The organism is Desulfobacter latus, from assembly GCF_013389365.1.
In the GTDB taxonomy this organism is placed as follows: Bacteria; Desulfobacterota; Desulfobacteria; order Desulfobacterales; family Desulfobacteraceae; genus Desulfobacter; species Desulfobacter latus.
The window spans coordinates 1-15,681 of record NZ_JACADJ010000083.1 but is presented as its reverse complement, the minus strand read 5'-3'; the positions used below and the strand labels follow the sequence as shown (position 1 = coordinate 15,681).

Annotated in this window: 12 protein-coding genes; 4 read left to right on the top strand and 8 right to left on the bottom strand. The window is 48.6% G+C overall.

All coding sequences use genetic code 11. From position 1 onward, the window contains the following. Positions 1–714 precede the first annotated feature (714 nt). Positions 715–3,204 carry a PTS sugar transporter subunit IIA gene (locus HXW94_RS16470; protein ID WP_178367993.1) on the bottom strand — a complete coding sequence of 830 codons (2,490 nt, stop codon included), beginning with the start codon at positions 3,202–3,204 and terminating at the stop codon, positions 715–717. A gap of 275 nt (positions 3,205–3,479) precedes the next feature. Between HXW94_RS16470 and HXW94_RS16465 the strand changes: the two genes are divergently transcribed. From HXW94_RS16465 to HXW94_RS16455, 3 genes are read left to right on the top strand one after another with little or no spacing between them, the layout of a single operon-like run. Next, on the top strand, positions 3,480–5,336 hold the full coding sequence (locus HXW94_RS16465) for a GspE/PulE family protein (protein WP_343054672.1): 1,857 nt from the start codon (positions 3,480–3,482) through the stop codon (positions 5,334–5,336). A 2-nt stretch (positions 5,337–5,338) separates the two neighbouring features. After that, entirely contained in the window at positions 5,339–6,199 is an 861-nt protein-coding gene (locus tag HXW94_RS16460; protein WP_178367992.1) for an HDOD domain-containing protein, read from the top strand. Between the two features lie 33 nt (positions 6,200–6,232). Beyond that, positions 6,233–6,742 carry a YkgJ family cysteine cluster protein gene (locus HXW94_RS16455; RefSeq protein WP_246294152.1) on the top strand — a complete coding sequence of 170 codons (510 nt, stop codon included), beginning with the start codon at positions 6,233–6,235 and terminating at the stop codon, positions 6,740–6,742. Here HXW94_RS16455 and HXW94_RS16450 read toward each other — a convergent pair. The 6 genes from HXW94_RS16450 to HXW94_RS16425 form a co-directional block, all read right to left on the bottom strand. Further along, positions 6,739–7,971 (bottom strand): divergent polysaccharide deacetylase family protein, encoded by a 1,233-nt coding sequence (locus tag HXW94_RS16450; protein ID WP_178367990.1) that lies wholly within the window; start codon positions 7,969–7,971, stop codon positions 6,739–6,741. The genes HXW94_RS16455 and HXW94_RS16450 overlap by 4 nt on opposite strands. Continuing rightward, a complete protein-coding gene (locus HXW94_RS16445) occupies positions 7,958–9,268 on the bottom strand; it encodes a S41 family peptidase (RefSeq protein ID WP_178367995.1) in 1,311 nt (436 codons plus the stop codon). Before HXW94_RS16445 ends, HXW94_RS16450 begins: the two co-directional genes overlap by 14 nt. A 59-nt stretch (positions 9,269–9,327) precedes the next feature. Further along, complete coding sequence (locus HXW94_RS16440; protein ID WP_178367989.1) at positions 9,328–9,591, bottom strand: hypothetical protein; 264 nt, start codon at positions 9,589–9,591, stop codon at positions 9,328–9,330. A 236-nt stretch (positions 9,592–9,827) separates the two neighbouring features. Next, positions 9,828–11,351 (bottom strand): peptidoglycan DD-metalloendopeptidase family protein, encoded by a 1,524-nt coding sequence (locus HXW94_RS16435; RefSeq protein ID WP_178367988.1) that lies wholly within the window; start codon positions 11,349–11,351, stop codon positions 9,828–9,830. Beyond that, complete coding sequence (gene ftsX / locus HXW94_RS16430) at positions 11,303–12,169, bottom strand: permease-like cell division protein FtsX (RefSeq protein ID WP_246294151.1); 867 nt, start codon at positions 12,167–12,169, stop codon at positions 11,303–11,305. The genes HXW94_RS16435 and ftsX overlap by 49 nt, the downstream gene beginning before the upstream one ends. Before the next feature lie 50 nt (positions 12,170–12,219). Then, complete coding sequence (locus HXW94_RS16425; protein ID WP_178367987.1) at positions 12,220–12,918, bottom strand: cell division ATP-binding protein FtsE; 699 nt, start codon at positions 12,916–12,918, stop codon at positions 12,220–12,222. 188 nt (positions 12,919–13,106) lie between these two features. Between HXW94_RS16425 and HXW94_RS16420 the strand changes: the two genes are divergently transcribed. Next, the gene (locus HXW94_RS16420; protein ID WP_178367986.1) at positions 13,107–13,916 is read left to right on the top strand and encodes a TatD family hydrolase; all 810 of its coding nucleotides are present in this window, start codon (positions 13,107–13,109) and stop codon (positions 13,914–13,916) included. Between the two features lie 99 nt (positions 13,917–14,015). On the opposite strand, the gene HXW94_RS16415 is transcribed toward HXW94_RS16420, so the two are convergent. Continuing rightward, the gene (locus tag HXW94_RS16415; protein WP_178367985.1) at positions 14,016–15,581 is read right to left on the bottom strand and encodes a DUF4010 domain-containing protein; all 1,566 of its coding nucleotides are present in this window, start codon (positions 15,579–15,581) and stop codon (positions 14,016–14,018) included. Positions 15,582–15,681: the final 100 nt, after the last annotated feature.

The following is a 15,681-nucleotide window of genomic DNA, read 5'->3' as shown; positions in this document are numbered from 1 at the left end:
ATAATCACAATTCATATTTGAGTATAATAAACACGGTATTTTGCTGTGACAAGATAGTTGCGATCAAAATTCTGATGATAAAAACTGTAAAGTACTTTTGAACTTATATGAAGGATGCCAAATTTTCCACTTTTTTATTTTGAACTCCAGTAAATTTTTATGAACAAAGACATTAAGGGGTTGATCATAACTTCGGCCACTTTGTGCCAATCTTTTAATTGACTGCAAAATAACGTTGGGATTACAGATGGTTGATAGTGCTCTATATCTGATTATCACATAGGTGGCCCATCTTATGATCAAGCCCGACATTAAAAATTGATCCGATATTATTTTAATTTACAATTACAGGCAAAACTTTCTGTAAAAAATATAAATTATTCCAATATAACGGCAAACATTAAAGTACCAAAATAAAAGCATGTCAAGGTCGACAATATAAGCATGGGCTTCTATGATTTAGGAATGAGACCGAAGTAACTTAACCTGGGAGCGCAGGCGTCCCGCGTGCATCGTTACTGCGGGCGGGACGCCCGCGCTCCCGGAGATATAAAAATGGGCAAGTTATTTAAGGCCCATTCCTTAGGATATAAGCTCCAGGTATAAATTCTCCCTCAGACTTTCCCTATTAGCTCAGGAGGTTAAAAAATGTAATTGTAAATAACAGGGCACCGGGAATCTACCTGTTCTCCAGTGAGTGGAGAAATCCTTCTGTCAGGATTCAGGCAACCGGCCATTCCGGTCGGCATTCAGGAGCAGCGCTTTGAGTGCTTTGACAGACCTGGCCCTGAGCCATTTATCGTCAAACCGCGGGTCCATGACAATCTTGGCGATGGCAGACAGGGCCTCAAGATGAAAATTGCGTTCATCCCTTGTTCCCACCAGCACAAAGGCGGCATGTACGCTTGGGGTCTGGGGCGAAAAAATAATTCCCTTTTTGCTCCTGACGATCAGCATGCCGAATTGGTTTTCTCCTTCAATGATAATGTGGGGAATGGCAAGTCCCGGGGCCAGCACCGTGGTCATTTCGTTTTCCCTTTGGCTGAGCATTTCAAACAGGGTGGATGCAGAGATGTTCACCTGTTTGCTAAGCTGTTTGGCAGCCTGTTCAAAAAAGGTGTTTTTGTCCATTTCCTGCTTAAGATCAGCCACCACCGCCTTTTCCACTAAAAGATCAAACCGGTCTCTTTGTCCGTTTTCGATAAGATAAGGGGTTTCCCCGTCCTGTTTCAATTGTTCGGGCACCGCCTTTTCCATTAGATTTAAAGCGGCCTGGCCCTCATGCCGGTCAAAACGCAACGCAATTTCTTTTAAGGCCGCCGTGGTGCCCATGACCGTGACCCGGTCCCCGGACTCCAGCCGGGTAAACCCGTGGGGAACATAGAGCGTTCCCCGCCGCCGGACTGCCATGATTACCGAATCAAAGGGCAGGCGAAGGTCTCTCAGGGAAAGGCCTGCAAGGTCCGGGTTACGAACCGTTATATCTGCCACATCCCGGCCCCGTTGAAATCCCATCAGCAGGGACGCCGCTCCCGGGGCCCGGACAAAGTGGTCCAGCAATCCGACAATGGCTGTGGACGGATCGACAACCAATACGTTGAGATCCGCAAAGGCACCAAGATTGCTGCGATCATTGAGCCGGGCAACCAGGGTCTGGGTTGCAAAATGTTCAAAGGCGGTTTCGCAGATATCCAGGTTTTCCCTGTCGCTAAGCAGCGTAACAATGGCCGTTGCGGTTTGGCACTGGATTTTTTCAAGGGCATTGCGATCAAAGCCGTCCACAACCTGAACAGGTATCCGGGGGCTGTTTTCCAGACCGGCTAAAGTAGAACCGCCTTTCGGCTGGGCCAGCTTCACCTGCCACCCGTGGGAAAATAAGGTATGGGCCAACGCGGTGGACTGGCTATCGGTTCCAAAAATCACCACATTTTTTGGGGCGGTGTCGGCATTGGGCCTGGCCGGAGAGTGATCTTCTTTCATCCGCTTGATAGCCAGTTTGAACAACGGGGGACCGATGATCTCATTAAGGATAATGACGGATATCATCATCGTGGAAAAAGCGGCGCCCCACTGGGGGAATTCTATTGCCACTTCCTTGGCAAGCCCAAGCCCGAGACCGGCCTGGGTGATAAAGGCCATCCAGTAGGTCCGGCTGTTTTGGGCACTGATTCCGGCCAGACGCCCCCCTAAAAAAGATCCTGTAAATATGGCAAAAACGCGAACCCCGAACAGGATAAGGGTGATCGGCCAGGTATCGACCAGGATATCAAGACGGATAGAGGCCCCGGTCAGGGTGAAAAAGGCAATGTACACCCCCGGGCCGGTACGGTGGAGCAATTCAAGAAATTCTTTCCTGTATTTCCTTGAATTGGCGGTCAAAAACCCGGTTACCATACAGACCAGAAGGGGCTCGACCAGGATTTCAATATTCATTTTATGGTGGGTGTATGCCCGAAGGGCTAAAGAACCGACAAAAACAAGGTATCCGGTTAAAAGGATCAGCGTGGATTTTAAAACAAAAGAGGCGGGAACCCGGAGGATAAAACATATAATTCCGGCAACCGGAATGCCAAGGGCGATGGACAATGCGATCTCCAGGATCAGAAAAAAGACAAATCCGGTATTCCAGCTCAAACCGGTAAGGAGGGCGTCCGCCGTGGTAATGGCTGTGGCAAACAGCACAATGACCACCACGTCCATGATGACCGTTACCCCCATGACCGTTTTTGTAAACCGCCCCTTGGCCCTGATTTCATTGATAATGGCAATGGCCGAGGACGGGCTTCTTGCCACAAGGATGGCTCCGGCAATGAGTGCCACGGCAACTCTTCCTGAAACCGGCATGGCCGCCATGAAAGGGATATGGCCGGCAAGGGCAAAAAGTGCCAGAGAGCCCATTGTAAACGTTGAGATCACAAGTCCCGATGTAATCCATCCAATGGCGGTCAGCCTTGATTTGAGTCCTTTCAGATAGAGTTCCCCGCCTGCGGCAAAAGCGATCAGCCCCAGCGACACCTGATCCACAAAAGTCAGGGTTGAAACGGCCTGGCCGGGTATCAGATGCAGAACATGGGGGCCGGCAATGATGCCTGTGAATAAGAAACCGCTGATCAGGGGAAAGCCCGCCTGTTTAAATGTGTCCCCGATCTGCCTGGCAGCCAGGGCAATGATGCAAAATCCTGCAGCAAATACAAGAAAATCCATATTTTGATCCGTTTGAGTTTTTTTACCTTAACATGTAAATTTTGATCGGCAAATATATTTCGTGTTTTGGTCAGATACGACATCAAACGTAAATTTTTTCATCCATCATATATGTTACGGCATGTTTGCGTAGGATTAAATCTATATTTAAAATTGCTGTTCTTGATTCGGTTGTATTGACTTTCCGTGCTTTTTTAAGTATTCCGCTGAATTTGGACTTTTTGTGGGGTCTGGTATAGAATATGTTCCTGATTATTTAAGGAAAACACATAAAGGTGACCCAAACGGATTTAACGGAAAATAAGATTCTTACCGCCCTGGTAGAGGCCGGCGCCGTAAGCCGTGACCAGGCCAAGACAGCCATGCGGGTCAAAGCAAAGCTTTCTGCCGGGAACACCATCATCAGCGTGCTCAAGGAACTGAATTATGTATCAGACAGCCGGCTTAAGGAGGTACTCAGGTCCAACCGCCTCTCCCTGCGCATCGGTGACCTGCTTGTGGAACTGGGATATCTGAGCCCTGAAAAATTGAAAGCCGCCCTGGACCTTCAGGGGTCCGAGTCTGGAAAACAGTTAGGGCAGGTTCTTGTTGAGCATCAGTTCATGGGGGAACAGGATTTTCTGGAGGCCCTTTCTGTCCAGCTTGGGTTTCCCTTTATTAATTTTTCGGTGGATGATCCGGATACGGCGCTGCTGAACCAGGCCCCGCTCAATTGGTGTCGAAGCAATCATTTTCTCCCGGTCAAAACCCTGGGGGATAAAGTTCTGGTTGCCTTTGCAGACCCCTATAACAAGTCCGGTATGGCCAATGCTAAAAAATTATACGGAGACAACCTGGAGGTTGCCATCTGCTCTCCGGGCGCCATCGAACGCTATCTGGATACCCTGGCCAGCGGCAAAAAGGCCAAAGCCATTGATGAGAATACGGCCATGGGCATTGTGGATGCCATTATCAGCGCGGGTATTGAGCAGGGTGCCAGCGACATCCACGTTGAACCCTTAAAGGACCGGCTCCAGGTCAAGTTCAGGGTCGACGGCATCCTTGTATTTCACAGGGAGCTGCCCCCGGCATCCAAAGCCATGGTTACGGCAAGGTTCAAGGTGCTGAGCAAGGCCAATATTGCAGAAAAACGGCGGCACCAGGACGGCCGCATGAGTTTCGACTACAAGGGCAATACCTATGATCTGCGGGCCTCCTTTTATGCGGCCGTGTTCGGGGAAAAGGTGGTACTCAGGATTCTGAACCGCATTGACCAGATTCTTTCCATTGAGGATATCGGCATGCAGCCCAAGATGCTTACCCATTATATCAGGGACGTTTTAGGGGTGCCCAGTGGGGTTCTCATCATCACAGGGCCCACGGGGTCAGGAAAGACCACGACCCTTTATTCCAGTATCAAGCACATTAAAAAACCCGAACTGAGCATTATTACTGCGGAAGATCCCGTGGAATATGTCATGGAGGGAATCACCCAATGCTCCATTGACCCGGATATCAACCTGACTTATGAGGAAACCCTGCGCCATGTCGTCCGCCAGGACCCCGACGTCATCGTCATTGGAGAAATAAGGGACAATTATTCGGCGGAAGTGGCAGTGCAGGCCGCCCTGACCGGCCATAAAGTGCTGACCTCCTTTCACACCGAAGACAGCATTTCAGGCCTGATCCGCCTGATGAACATGAATATAGAGGCTTTTTTGATTTCGTCCACCGTGGTCTGCGTGCTTTCCCAGCGTCTGCTCCGGAAGGTCTGCACCAGCTGCGGTCGTCCCCACCAACCATCCCCGGGCGAGCTTAAACTGCTCAATTTTATTCCCCAGGACATTGCCAAGTATGCGTTCCAGAAAGGTGAAGGATGCCGGGCCTGCAACTATACCGGATACAAGGGCAGGGTGGCGGTTTTTGAGATGCTGGTGCTCAATGAGCATGTCAGAGAGGCCATTTTAAGTCATAAATCGACATTTGAAATCAGAAAGATCAGTATGGAAACAACCAACCTTGTTACCTTGATGGAGGATGCGCTGGCCAAGGCTGCTGTCGGAACGACCACCCTGGATGAGATTTTCAGATGTGTTCCCCGGCTCATTCCCCCGCGATCCATACATGAAATCAACCGGTTGTTGGGAATATAGTGATGAATCGTAAAATTTCTATTCTGGAAACCTTACAAAAGTATATTGCCGCGCAGGAAAATTTTCCGGTACTGAACCCGGATGCGGCAAAGCTTCAGGATGCCGTTCTTAAACCCGACCCCGACATGGGGGTGGTGAAAAAATTGATTCAAACCGACCCCATACTGACAAGCGAGATCCTGAAAGTCGCCAATTCCGCTTATTACAAAGGGTTGGGAGAGGTGCTCACCATCAAAGAGGCTGCCCTCCGTTTGGGACGGAATGAATTGGTTGATATCGTTATGCAGGTGATTCACAAAAAAAATTTTTCCTCGGATATCCCGGCCATCCATGCTCGCCAGGCAAAGCTGTGGGATCATTCCCTGGCCTGTGCGTTTGCCTCCCGGTGGCTCGCCCGTCACCTGAAGATGGCGGATCTGGTGTCCAAGGCCTTTATTGCCGGCCTGCTCCATGACATGGGAAAGCTTTGCCTGCTCAGCGCCATGGAAAAAATCAAGAAGTCCAAAGACAACCAGGTTCCCCTTACCCCGACCCTCATGGATAAAATTCTGAACAGCCTCCATGAACAGCAGGGATACGCCCTGTTGACCAAGTGGAATCTGCCCGGATTGTACTGCCGTATCGCACGGGATCACCACGTTAAGGCGTATGATGAATCGGACAGCCTCTTGGTCATGGTCCGTCTGGCCGATATGGTCTGCAATAAGCTTGCGCGCAACGATCCGGAAGAGGATTTAAGTTTTGTTATGGGGTCCAGGGAGGCAGATATCCTGGGGCTCCGGGAGACATGCGTGGCGCTCCTTGAGGTTACCATGGAGGATGCCGGACTGACATCCTCCGGCGGATCAGGATCAATCCGGTAATCTCTCCCCATGCCCTGGCAGACACAACAAACAATGAAAAATTACACGGATCTGGTCACGCGGGTGGATGAACATATCCAGAGACTTGCCCGGGTTCATAAAGACCACCTTGCCTGCAAAAAAGGGTGTGATGAATGTTGCAGGCATTTGTCGTTGTTTCCGGTTGAGGCCTTTGCCTTATCACGGGCCTTCAGTCGCCTGGATGACCCATGCCGGGAAAAGATCCTTGAGCAGGCACAGCAGACCGATCGCGCATGCCCCCTGCTTGTGGACCATGTCTGTATGGTCTATGAGGCCCGCCCCATTATCTGCAGGACCCACGGATATCCCCTGTACATGGAAAAAGAGGGCAGGGCCATGGTGGACTTCTGCCCTAAAAATTTCAAGGGCGTAAAAAAACTGGATCGGTCTGATATGCTGGACCTTGACCGGATCAATACCCTTTTAACCGCAGTAAACAACCATTTCATTGCCTGCGTTGAAAACGGGCTGCCGGACCGGATACCTGTGGACCAGGCCCTGGAATTATATCCGCTTCTTTAAGTCTTCGGCACCTCAACAAGCTTGCTGGCCGGTACCAGCCGGACTTTTTCCCTGATTTTTGGCAGTTCGCGCCTCAGCGCATCCAGGGTGGCCTGGTGGGGGTGGCCGATACCGATGGCGCTGCCATGATCTTTGGCCTGCTTGATTAATTTTTCGATCTGGCCTGAAATGTACTCAACATCCTGGAAATTGTCCAGGAACACATCCCGATGAGAAAATTTCAGCTGAAACATACGGGCGGACTGCTCACCCTTGGATTCAGCAGATGTCCTTGAATCAACAAAAAACAGATTCTCTTGTTTCAGTACCGTAAAAATCTGGTTCATTTTGTCTGAATCCGCCGTCAGCCTGGACCCCATGTGGTTGTTTGCCCCTACCGTGCCGGGAACCGCATGGATATCCTTGCGCAGCTGGGTTAAAAGTTCATCCGGGGACATGGAAGACAACAACGCCCCCGGCCCGGGGTTGATCTTGGGGTATTGGGTCGGTTCCATAGGAAGATGCAGCATCAGTTCCGCCCCTTCTGCCGACAGACTGTGGGCAAGCTGCGTTCCGGCAGGAGAAAAGGGCAGGATGGCAAAGGTAATATTTTTATCTATGTTGAGCAGGCCCATGGCCAGATTTTTGTCATACCCGATATCATCAATGATAATGGCAATTCGAGGTATAACATCATCTTTTTTCGGCGGCACAACCTTTTTAGGGGGGTGGGGCGCGACATCATCATATACTTCATAGACAATTGCCGAGTTTTGTTTGGGTACTGATATTCCGGTCATACGGCGTTTGCCGGGGGAATGCTCTTTCTCCTTAAGGCCTGGGGCTTTGGATATGATTTTGGGTTCGGCGGCGGCCGGTTTTTTTGTCTCCGGGGACAGGGGTGTTTGCCGGGGTGGCACCGGGACCTGCGGCTGTGCCACAGGCGATGCTTTTTTGACCATTTGGTTTTTTTGTGCCACCGGCCGGCTGTTTTTTAAAAAAATATCACCCAGCATAGCCGCGGTCAGGCAGACCGCCACAAGAATGGTGATTCCCAGCACTGTTTTTTGCAATTCATTGAAAAAATTGGCACTTTTTTTCTTAACCGTTTTTTTTGTTCCGGTCTTTGCGCGTCTCCCCGATTTTTTTTTTGTGTTTTTTTGGGGGGCGGTTTGGGGTGTTTTTTGGGGCGCTTTAGCTTTTTTGCCCTGATTTCTTTTTGTACCGCCCGAGGATTTAGTTTGTGTCATTTATTTTACTGAACACACCATAGCTGATGAGAATATCAAGGGCGTGTTTTACCTGCACATCTTTATTGAGTTTTTCGATTTCAGCATCTTTTTGAGATTTCTTCTTGTTCCGAATCTCTTCCTCTTCGGGCTTAAGACTGTTTTTCAAATCTTTTTCTTTGAGCATCAGGTCAAAGGCGGAATCCGCTTTGGGGGCATCCGTCACTGTTCCGGGTGCCACCCGGATGTCCGGCTGGATGCCTTTGGCCTGGATGGAATGGCCGCTGGGTGTGTAGTACCGGGCAATGGTATATTTAAGTCCGAATCCGTCCTTGAGTGGGCGCACGGTTTGCACCGAGCCCTTGCCAAAGGATGGTGTGCCTATAATCAGGGACCGGGAATTGTCTTTAAGTGCGCCGGCTACAATTTCGGAAGCCGAGGCGGAACCGCCGTTGATCAGCGTGACAATGGGGTATCTACGTTCCGGAAAATTAGGACGGGCCTTGAATATTTGATTGTTTTTTTCAATGCGTCCTTTGATGGAGACGATCGTCCCCTGGTCGATAAACAGGTCGGAAATTCGAATGGCCTGGTCCAGCAGCCCGCCCGGATTATCCCGAAGATCAATAATCAGGCCTTTAAGACCGTCTCCCTGTTCTTCCAGTTCCGACAGATGTTCAATTACATCATCCAGCGTGTTCATTCTGAAATTGGTGATTCTTAAATACCCGAACCCCGGTTCCGGCATGGCTGAGCGTACACTGGTCATGGGGATCATGTCCCGCTTGATCGTGAAAACCAGCGGGGCGGAGGCCCCTTCCCGGATAACGGTGATGTTGACTTCCTCGTACCGTGGTCCTCTCATTTTGTTCACCGCTTCCCACATGGCCATGTCCTTGGTGGATACATCATCAATTTTGATAATGATGTCACCGGCCGTAATACCGGCCTCGTAGGCAGGGGTGCCTTCAATGGGGGAAACGACGGTCAGAATGCCGTCCTTCATGGTAATGACAATGCCGATACCGGAAAACTCTCCTTTGGTATCATCTTGAAGATCCTCAAAGGCATCCGGGGGCATAAAACTGGAATGGGGATCAAGATTGCCCACCATACCTTTTATGGCATTATGTACCAGCGCTTCGGGCGTAACCTCGTCCACATAATTTGTTTCAAGCTCTTCGAGGACGTCGGCAAACAGTTTTAAGGATTGATAGGTTTTTTCTTCAGCCGCCTGCACTGAACCCGCAGTCAGCATAAGGATCACACCTGCAGTCACCCAAAACCGCATCAATCCGGCCCAATTCGGTTTTTTCATAAAATGCGGCAAGGAATTGCCGCCCTCCTTATAATAATTTAGTAGCCATGCACCGGACCTTAGCACGTCGTATTGTAGGAATAACCGTCAGATGCATGAAGCAACCTGCAATATTTCCAGCTAATGCCCTGTACTGTTTTGTCCACTGTTTTAATGTTAAATGATCCGTTTTTTCTGACAGCGACACGCCCGATGTACGTTCCGACCTTTTTACCGGAAGTGACAACCGCCTTGACGATGTCGCCCGTCTGAAACCCTTTGACTTTTTTCTCAGTTGACTTTGCTGTTGTCCGGGGGAATCCGAACTTGTTTACCCTGCACATCTTTAAAATCCTCTTGTTTCCAAGGTAATGTTTGCCGCGTCAATGTTATGACCGGGTTTGGCGCAAGCAGCACCGGCTTAACCCCTTAAACCTGTTTAACCACTTACCGTAGAACCTGGAGCTGGCGAGCACCCCAGGGTACCTGTTTCCGATCTAACGTAGTGCTCGAAGCACTTAGACTGGTCAACTTTGGGGCTTTTTCAAGCCCCTCGGTCTTCAGCCGAGGGGTTGTTGACTTATCCTGCTCCTTTTTTCAGCCATCTGAGGGGATCGACGGGTTTGCCGTGGTGACGGACCTCAAAATGAAGACACGGTCCCTTGATGGAGCCGGTATCTCCTGCTGTGGCGATAATTTCTCCAGTATTCACCCGTTCGCCTTTTTTTTTGTACAGCTCTTCCACATGGGCGTAAAGGGTATAATAATTGTTTCCATGGTTAATGATCATCAGGTTGCCGTAACCCTTCAGCCACCGGGCAAACATGACCTCTCCGTTAAAAACGGTTTTTACGGGTGTCCCCCGTTCCGCCTTTATATCAATTCCGCTTTGAAATGTGAAGGCGTTGTAGTCGCCTTTGCGTTTGGTGCCGAAAGTTGAAATGATTTTACCCTTTAGCGGGAACTGCAGGCGGCCTTTGTGTTCGGCAAATGAGGTTTTTATACGGGAGGAACCGGCCGGGGAGGGCATGGCGGATATGGTCCGGTTCAAGGCCTGGGACGATATTTTAAGGGCGTTTATGGCTGCCAGGGACAGACGCTTGCGGCGTCTGATCTCTTTAAGAATATTTTCCTTTTTACGGGTTTCTTTTTTACGAATTTCAATCTCATCGGCCAATTGTTTCTGCAGGTCGGATTTCAGCTTGTGCTGGCTGTTCAGATCCTGTTCAAGACCCGTAAGTGCCGCCATGGTCCGGGCCTGTTTATCCAGCAGGGCAAAATCCGATGTCACCACTTTTTTAAGTGCGTTCTGGGTGGTCACAAAATTAAATAAAGACGACGGGGGGCCGGCCATTTCAAGGCGGCCCAGCATGTGCATGCGGAAAAGGGCATTCAGGCGTTTTCCGGCGTAGTCTTGTGTTTTTTTCATTGCATTGTTCAGATTTGCAATGCGCGCCTGTGTTCTTTCAATTTCCTGGGCAATGGCAACGGCATTGCGCCTGAGGTTCCGGGCGGTTGTCCGTGCCCGGTTCAAGGCCATATCAATTTCGTTAAGCCTGTCAATAATCTGCACCTCCTGCCGGGAGAATTCTTTGACTTTGCGGTCCTCTTCACGGATCTGCCGTGCAATGATCTTCTGTCCGGCGTGATTTTCCCCGGACGTTTTTGAAGATTCATCCGGTGTTTTCTGTATGCCTTTGGCCGGCGGGGTGGGTGACAGGAAAGGCGTTGGATTGGGCGGCACTGGTTTCTGCTTTTGTTTTGGGCGCGCAGATACCGGTTTTAAGAGAATATAGCGGTTGTGGTTTCTGATATATCCTTGCATCCCTTGGTATTCCACCGTCAGCCAGCCGCCGACACCGCCTTTCATTTCCAGCACATTCACCCGCTCGCCTCTATTGAGAACCACCACCACTGACGCGCGGTTATCCGGAGCGGACCGGACATTGAGCTTGGCCGTATTTATTTTGCCCTTATACAGAACCTGTGGGTAACACAGACCTGCCCGGCCCAAAATGAAGGCCGCAGCCATAATACAGGCAAAAAAGAAAGGCCCTATTTTACGGGGCATGGCCTTAAAATCTGTTTCAGGGAAATAAAGCATCCAAACCAACCTAAAAAGGTACTGGAAGATAAAATTATTGCCACAGCCGGCCAGGAAAGAAAATGAATATCCAGATAAACATAGGCACCCAGGTTCTGGGAAATGCCGGAAGACAATGTCAGATAGCCTGTTAGAAGGATGGCAATACCCAAAACCCCGCCTAAAAATCCCTGGAGGAGCCCTTCAACATAAAAAGGTGTTTTGATGAACCTGTCAGTGGCGCCCACCAGACGCATGATTTCTACTTCAGTTTGCCTTGCGTAAAAGGTTAGCCGCACGGTATTGGCCGTAATGAACAGGGCAATCATTAAAAACAGGCCGCTCATGGCATAACCGGTCATTTTGAAAAGATTGAACAGCTTGAAAAAGCGGCCCAGCCAACCTTGTCCATACTCTATAGTATCGACAATGTCTAAGGCCTCAATTTGGTTGGCTGCCTTTTGGAGCCGGTCAAAACTTGAATGCGTTGTCATAGTGATTTCAATGGCGTCGGGGAGGGGATTTTCCTGAAGGGTCGACAGAAACTGGGTTTTGGAACCGATCTCTCGTTTCAGCCGTTCCAGCGCCTGGGTCTTGGGTATGAATACCATCTTTTCAATGCTGCCCGTGGATATCAACTGTTCTTTTACATTGGGCAGCATGGCCGGCGTGAAAGAATCGTTTAAGTAAACCATCGCCCGTCCCCCTTGCTTCCAGGCAGAAAGGACCCGGCCGGTATTTTCAAAAAAAAGCATAAAAACCGATACCAGTAGAATGGAAAGGGCAATGGTCATAATGGTAATGATGTTTAAAAATCGGTTGGATCGGATATCTGTCAAGACATTACTTAGAAATTGCATCAGGTCACAATTAAATCTTTTTGCAGGTTTCAGCATAGAATGGTTGATATTCGTTTAAGCTTCCCGTCTTCCAGGGAGATATTTCGTCCTCGACTAAAACAATCCATCTGCGCTATATTATGGCTGGCGATGAGAATGGTGGCTCCGTTTTGATGATAGCCTAAAAGCAGATTAAGTACACGCCGGGCAGATTCACTATCCAGACTGCCGGTGGGTTCATCTGCCAGGATAATGGATGGCTCTCCCACCACGGCCCTTGCCACGGCGACCCGTTGCTGTTCTCCGCCCGACAGGGTCGGCGGCAGGTGATTGGCTTTTTTTTCCATGCCCGTGACCCTGAGTACGTGCATTACCTTTTTTTTTATGTAAGACGGGTTTTTTCCGGCAACCTTGAGTACCAGGGCGACATTTTCAAATACGGTGCGGTTGGGAATCAGCTTGAAATCCTGGAACACCATGCCGAAACGACGGCGTAGGAAAGGCAGTCTTTGGGATGAAATTCTTGCCAGATTAATACCGTCAATCACAATTTGTCCTTCGGATACCCGTTCGGCCAGGTATAAAATTTTAAGCAAGGTGGATTTTCCGGCCCCGGAAGGCCCGGAAATAAAAATGAACTCGCCGGGCTCAATATCAAGGGTGATGTTGTTTAAAGCCAGCTTGCCGCCATAGCGCTTGGTCACATTAAACAGCCTGATAATATTAGCTTTACCGCGGTTTGTACTCATCTATGATTTGCCTTGTGGCCTTTTAGGGATAATTGACTGAAACTGAATTTACTGATATAAACCGCCTGTGTCAAGGAATGCTGCAAACAGTTTTTCTTACACAAAAGCCTTCACTGAACCCGTAAAGCGGCTTCTTCCAAATCAGTGAAGGCTTAAAACTTTACCATTAGGAATGTAGGAATGTAGGAATGATTCTTTTTGACTCACATTGCCATATTGATGATAAATGCTACGATCATGATTTGGCACAGGTTATGGATAGAGCGCACCAGGAAGGGGTGTTGGCCGTGATGGTGGTCGGAATTGATAAGGGCACCTCTCAAAAGGCTATCGATATTGCATCCCGGTTCGATCATGTTTATACGTCTGTGGGAATTCATCCCCATGATGCGGTCCAGTGTTCCGCCCAAGTGCTTAATGAACTTCGACAACTGGCGCTTCCCCATGATTGTGTCAAGGCCTGGGGGGAGATCGGTTTGGACTTTAACCGCATGTTTTCACCGCAGGAAGACCAGGAAGCCTGTTTTTCGGCCCAGCTTGCTCTGGCCGGAAAGCTGAATCTGCCGTTGATCTTCCATGAACGGGATTCCAAAGGGCGGTTTTATGAGATATTGAAATCAGACGGACCCAAATCAAGAAAAGGGGTGGTGCATTGTTTTTCCGGTACAAAGGAGGAGATGTTTAAATACCTTGATCTTGGGTATTACATCGGCATTACAGGTATTCTTACTATTCTCCAGCGGGGTGAGTACCTGCGCAGCATTGTCCCGTTGATTCCCCGGGATCGTTTGTTGATAGAGACTGACGCCCCGTATCTGACGCCCAAACCCCAGAAAAACAAACACCGGCGTAACGAACCCGCTTTTGTCCGTTCCGTAATGGAATGCCTTGCCCGGGTACGCGGAGAAAATCCGGATCAGCTGGCCGCTGCGGTGTTTAAAAATACCCTGGCGCTTTACAATATACCGGCTGATCCGGCCTGGTCGGATAAATGGTAGCTTGCAGAGAACTTAGTGCCCTTTGGGCGGGCTGTTAGGTGCTGGGTGTTGGGTGCTGGGTACTGGGTACTGGGTGCTGGAAATTCCTATACTCTTAAATTAATAATCATAATAAAAAGCCACTGTGATGATGCCTGAAATACAGACGATTATAAATGATATGGCTAACTGGCGAAAAAGCCTGCGGTCTCCAAGCGTGAATACATAAAACAGTTTAACCAGTGTATTTGAGATCGCACCGATCACGAGATTTAAGCCGGCCCAATCCAATGAAATGATGCCTGCTTTCTGGGCATCACTTAATGAAAATGCAATGGCATCAACGTCAACCAGCCCACTAACAATAGAAACAACCGGTAACCACTGGTCTCCAAGGTAAACTGTCGCCAGTCTGGTCAGGACTAATATTGTGCTGAAGATTGCGCCGAATGTAATGGCGGATTTCAGGCAGAAGGGATTGGCTAACTGCATTGATGTCGTATTTTTCATACTTTCCGTATTTGTTTTCAACGAAAAATAAAGTGCCAGAATTATGCCCGTTATTGCCATAATAACTATAGGCAGGGCTATTTTATTCAGCATCTCCTGATTCACAATCGCAATTTCGAGCAGCAATCTTGGAAACATTATTGCGGATGCAAGTAAAATAGCGACAGCAAAACTTCTGTTAAACGCCGGCGACTCTAAACTTCTTTTTGCAAAAGAAACCGTTGTGACGGTTGAGGACGCCAATCCACCAATGAATCCGGTAAGACCAATACCCGCACCTGGTCCAAGTATTTTGACAGCGACATACCCCACTAGACTAATAAATGATACCAGGACAACAATTAACCATATTTTATGGGGATTTAGGGCTTTAAGAACATTGTAGAGCCAGACGATATCTATGGATTTTTCGATTACATCCCCTTTAATCGGTTGATTTTCAACGTCTTTTGGTAATATGCCACGCACCGTTTTTTTAGTATTGGTTTTTACCGTATACGGTCCGAGCCGTTTTCCAGAGCCGTCATACAGCATGACAACATCGCCGGGCTGGAGCGATGGTATATAATCCATCTGGATAGAGAGTATTTTGCTGTTCTCATCATAGGTTTCAACCGTACCAAATGTGGTTTTCATGTAATCAGATAATGGCTGGTTAGGGAAAACAGGAAGAATAATAAATGTTATTACTAGGAATTTTATTGCAGCCTGTAATTCAAATCGTTGTATTTTAGTTGTGAACGATTGTATTGCTTTTTTATGTGACAGAATGACCAGTATGACGATTGCGATGGAAATCGCCATCTCCTTAAAACCTATAATGATCAATACGCCCAAGAAAAAATTCAGTATCATAGCAACTTCTGTTGTGATCCCCTTATCGTGTTCCCGATCAATCCAGTAGCCGCTCAATAAAAAAGACAATACGCCCGTAAATCCACCCATAATGATCCAAGGGCTTTGAAAGTATTCGCTTAAATAGCCTGAAACAGCGCCGATCAAAGTAATTAGGATAAAATCGCGTGTGCCGGCATGAGGATTTTTAGAGCTATCCATATCACGCTCTAATCCTAGGGCAAAACCAACCAGGGCAGCTAAGCCAAAGTTAATCAACTGTCCGAAAATAGGGTCTTGAATCATTGCTGTTTTTTTATAGAATTCGGCAAGAAAACCCACTGATCACCGAAGGTGTCGGTGGGATGAATTGCCGCTTTTTAGCCTTGCTGTTCAATATACCTCTTAATTGTTTCAATTGAAGCATTACCAATTGAGCAAC

What these genes read in the sequence shown, in the direction of transcription:
- HXW94_RS16440 (WP_178367989.1), bottom strand. Translation starts at nt 9,591, where the DNA reads ATGTGCAGGGTAAACAAGTTCGGATTCCCCCGGACAACAGCAAAGTCA.
- HXW94_RS16460 (WP_178367992.1), top strand. Translation starts at nt 5,339, where the DNA reads ATGAATCGTAAAATTTCTATTCTGGAAACCTTACAAAAGTATATTGCC.
- HXW94_RS16455 (WP_246294152.1), top strand. Translation starts at nt 6,233, where the DNA reads ATGAAAAATTACACGGATCTGGTCACGCGGGTGGATGAACATATCCAG.
- HXW94_RS16445 (WP_178367995.1), bottom strand. Translation starts at nt 9,268, where the DNA reads ATGAAAAAACCGAATTGGGCCGGATTGATGCGGTTTTGGGTGACTGCA.
- HXW94_RS16425 (WP_178367987.1), bottom strand. Translation starts at nt 12,918, where the DNA reads ATGAGTACAAACCGCGGTAAAGCTAATATTATCAGGCTGTTTAATGTG.
- HXW94_RS16435 (WP_178367988.1), bottom strand. Translation starts at nt 11,351, where the DNA reads ATGCTTTATTTCCCTGAAACAGATTTTAAGGCCATGCCCCGTAAAATA.
- HXW94_RS16420 (WP_178367986.1), top strand. Translation starts at nt 13,107, where the DNA reads ATGATTCTTTTTGACTCACATTGCCATATTGATGATAAATGCTACGAT.
- HXW94_RS16450 (WP_178367990.1), bottom strand. Translation starts at nt 7,971, where the DNA reads ATGACACAAACTAAATCCTCGGGCGGTACAAAAAGAAATCAGGGCAAA.
- HXW94_RS16470 (WP_178367993.1), bottom strand. Translation starts at nt 3,204, where the DNA reads ATGGATTTTCTTGTATTTGCTGCAGGATTTTGCATCATTGCCCTGGCT.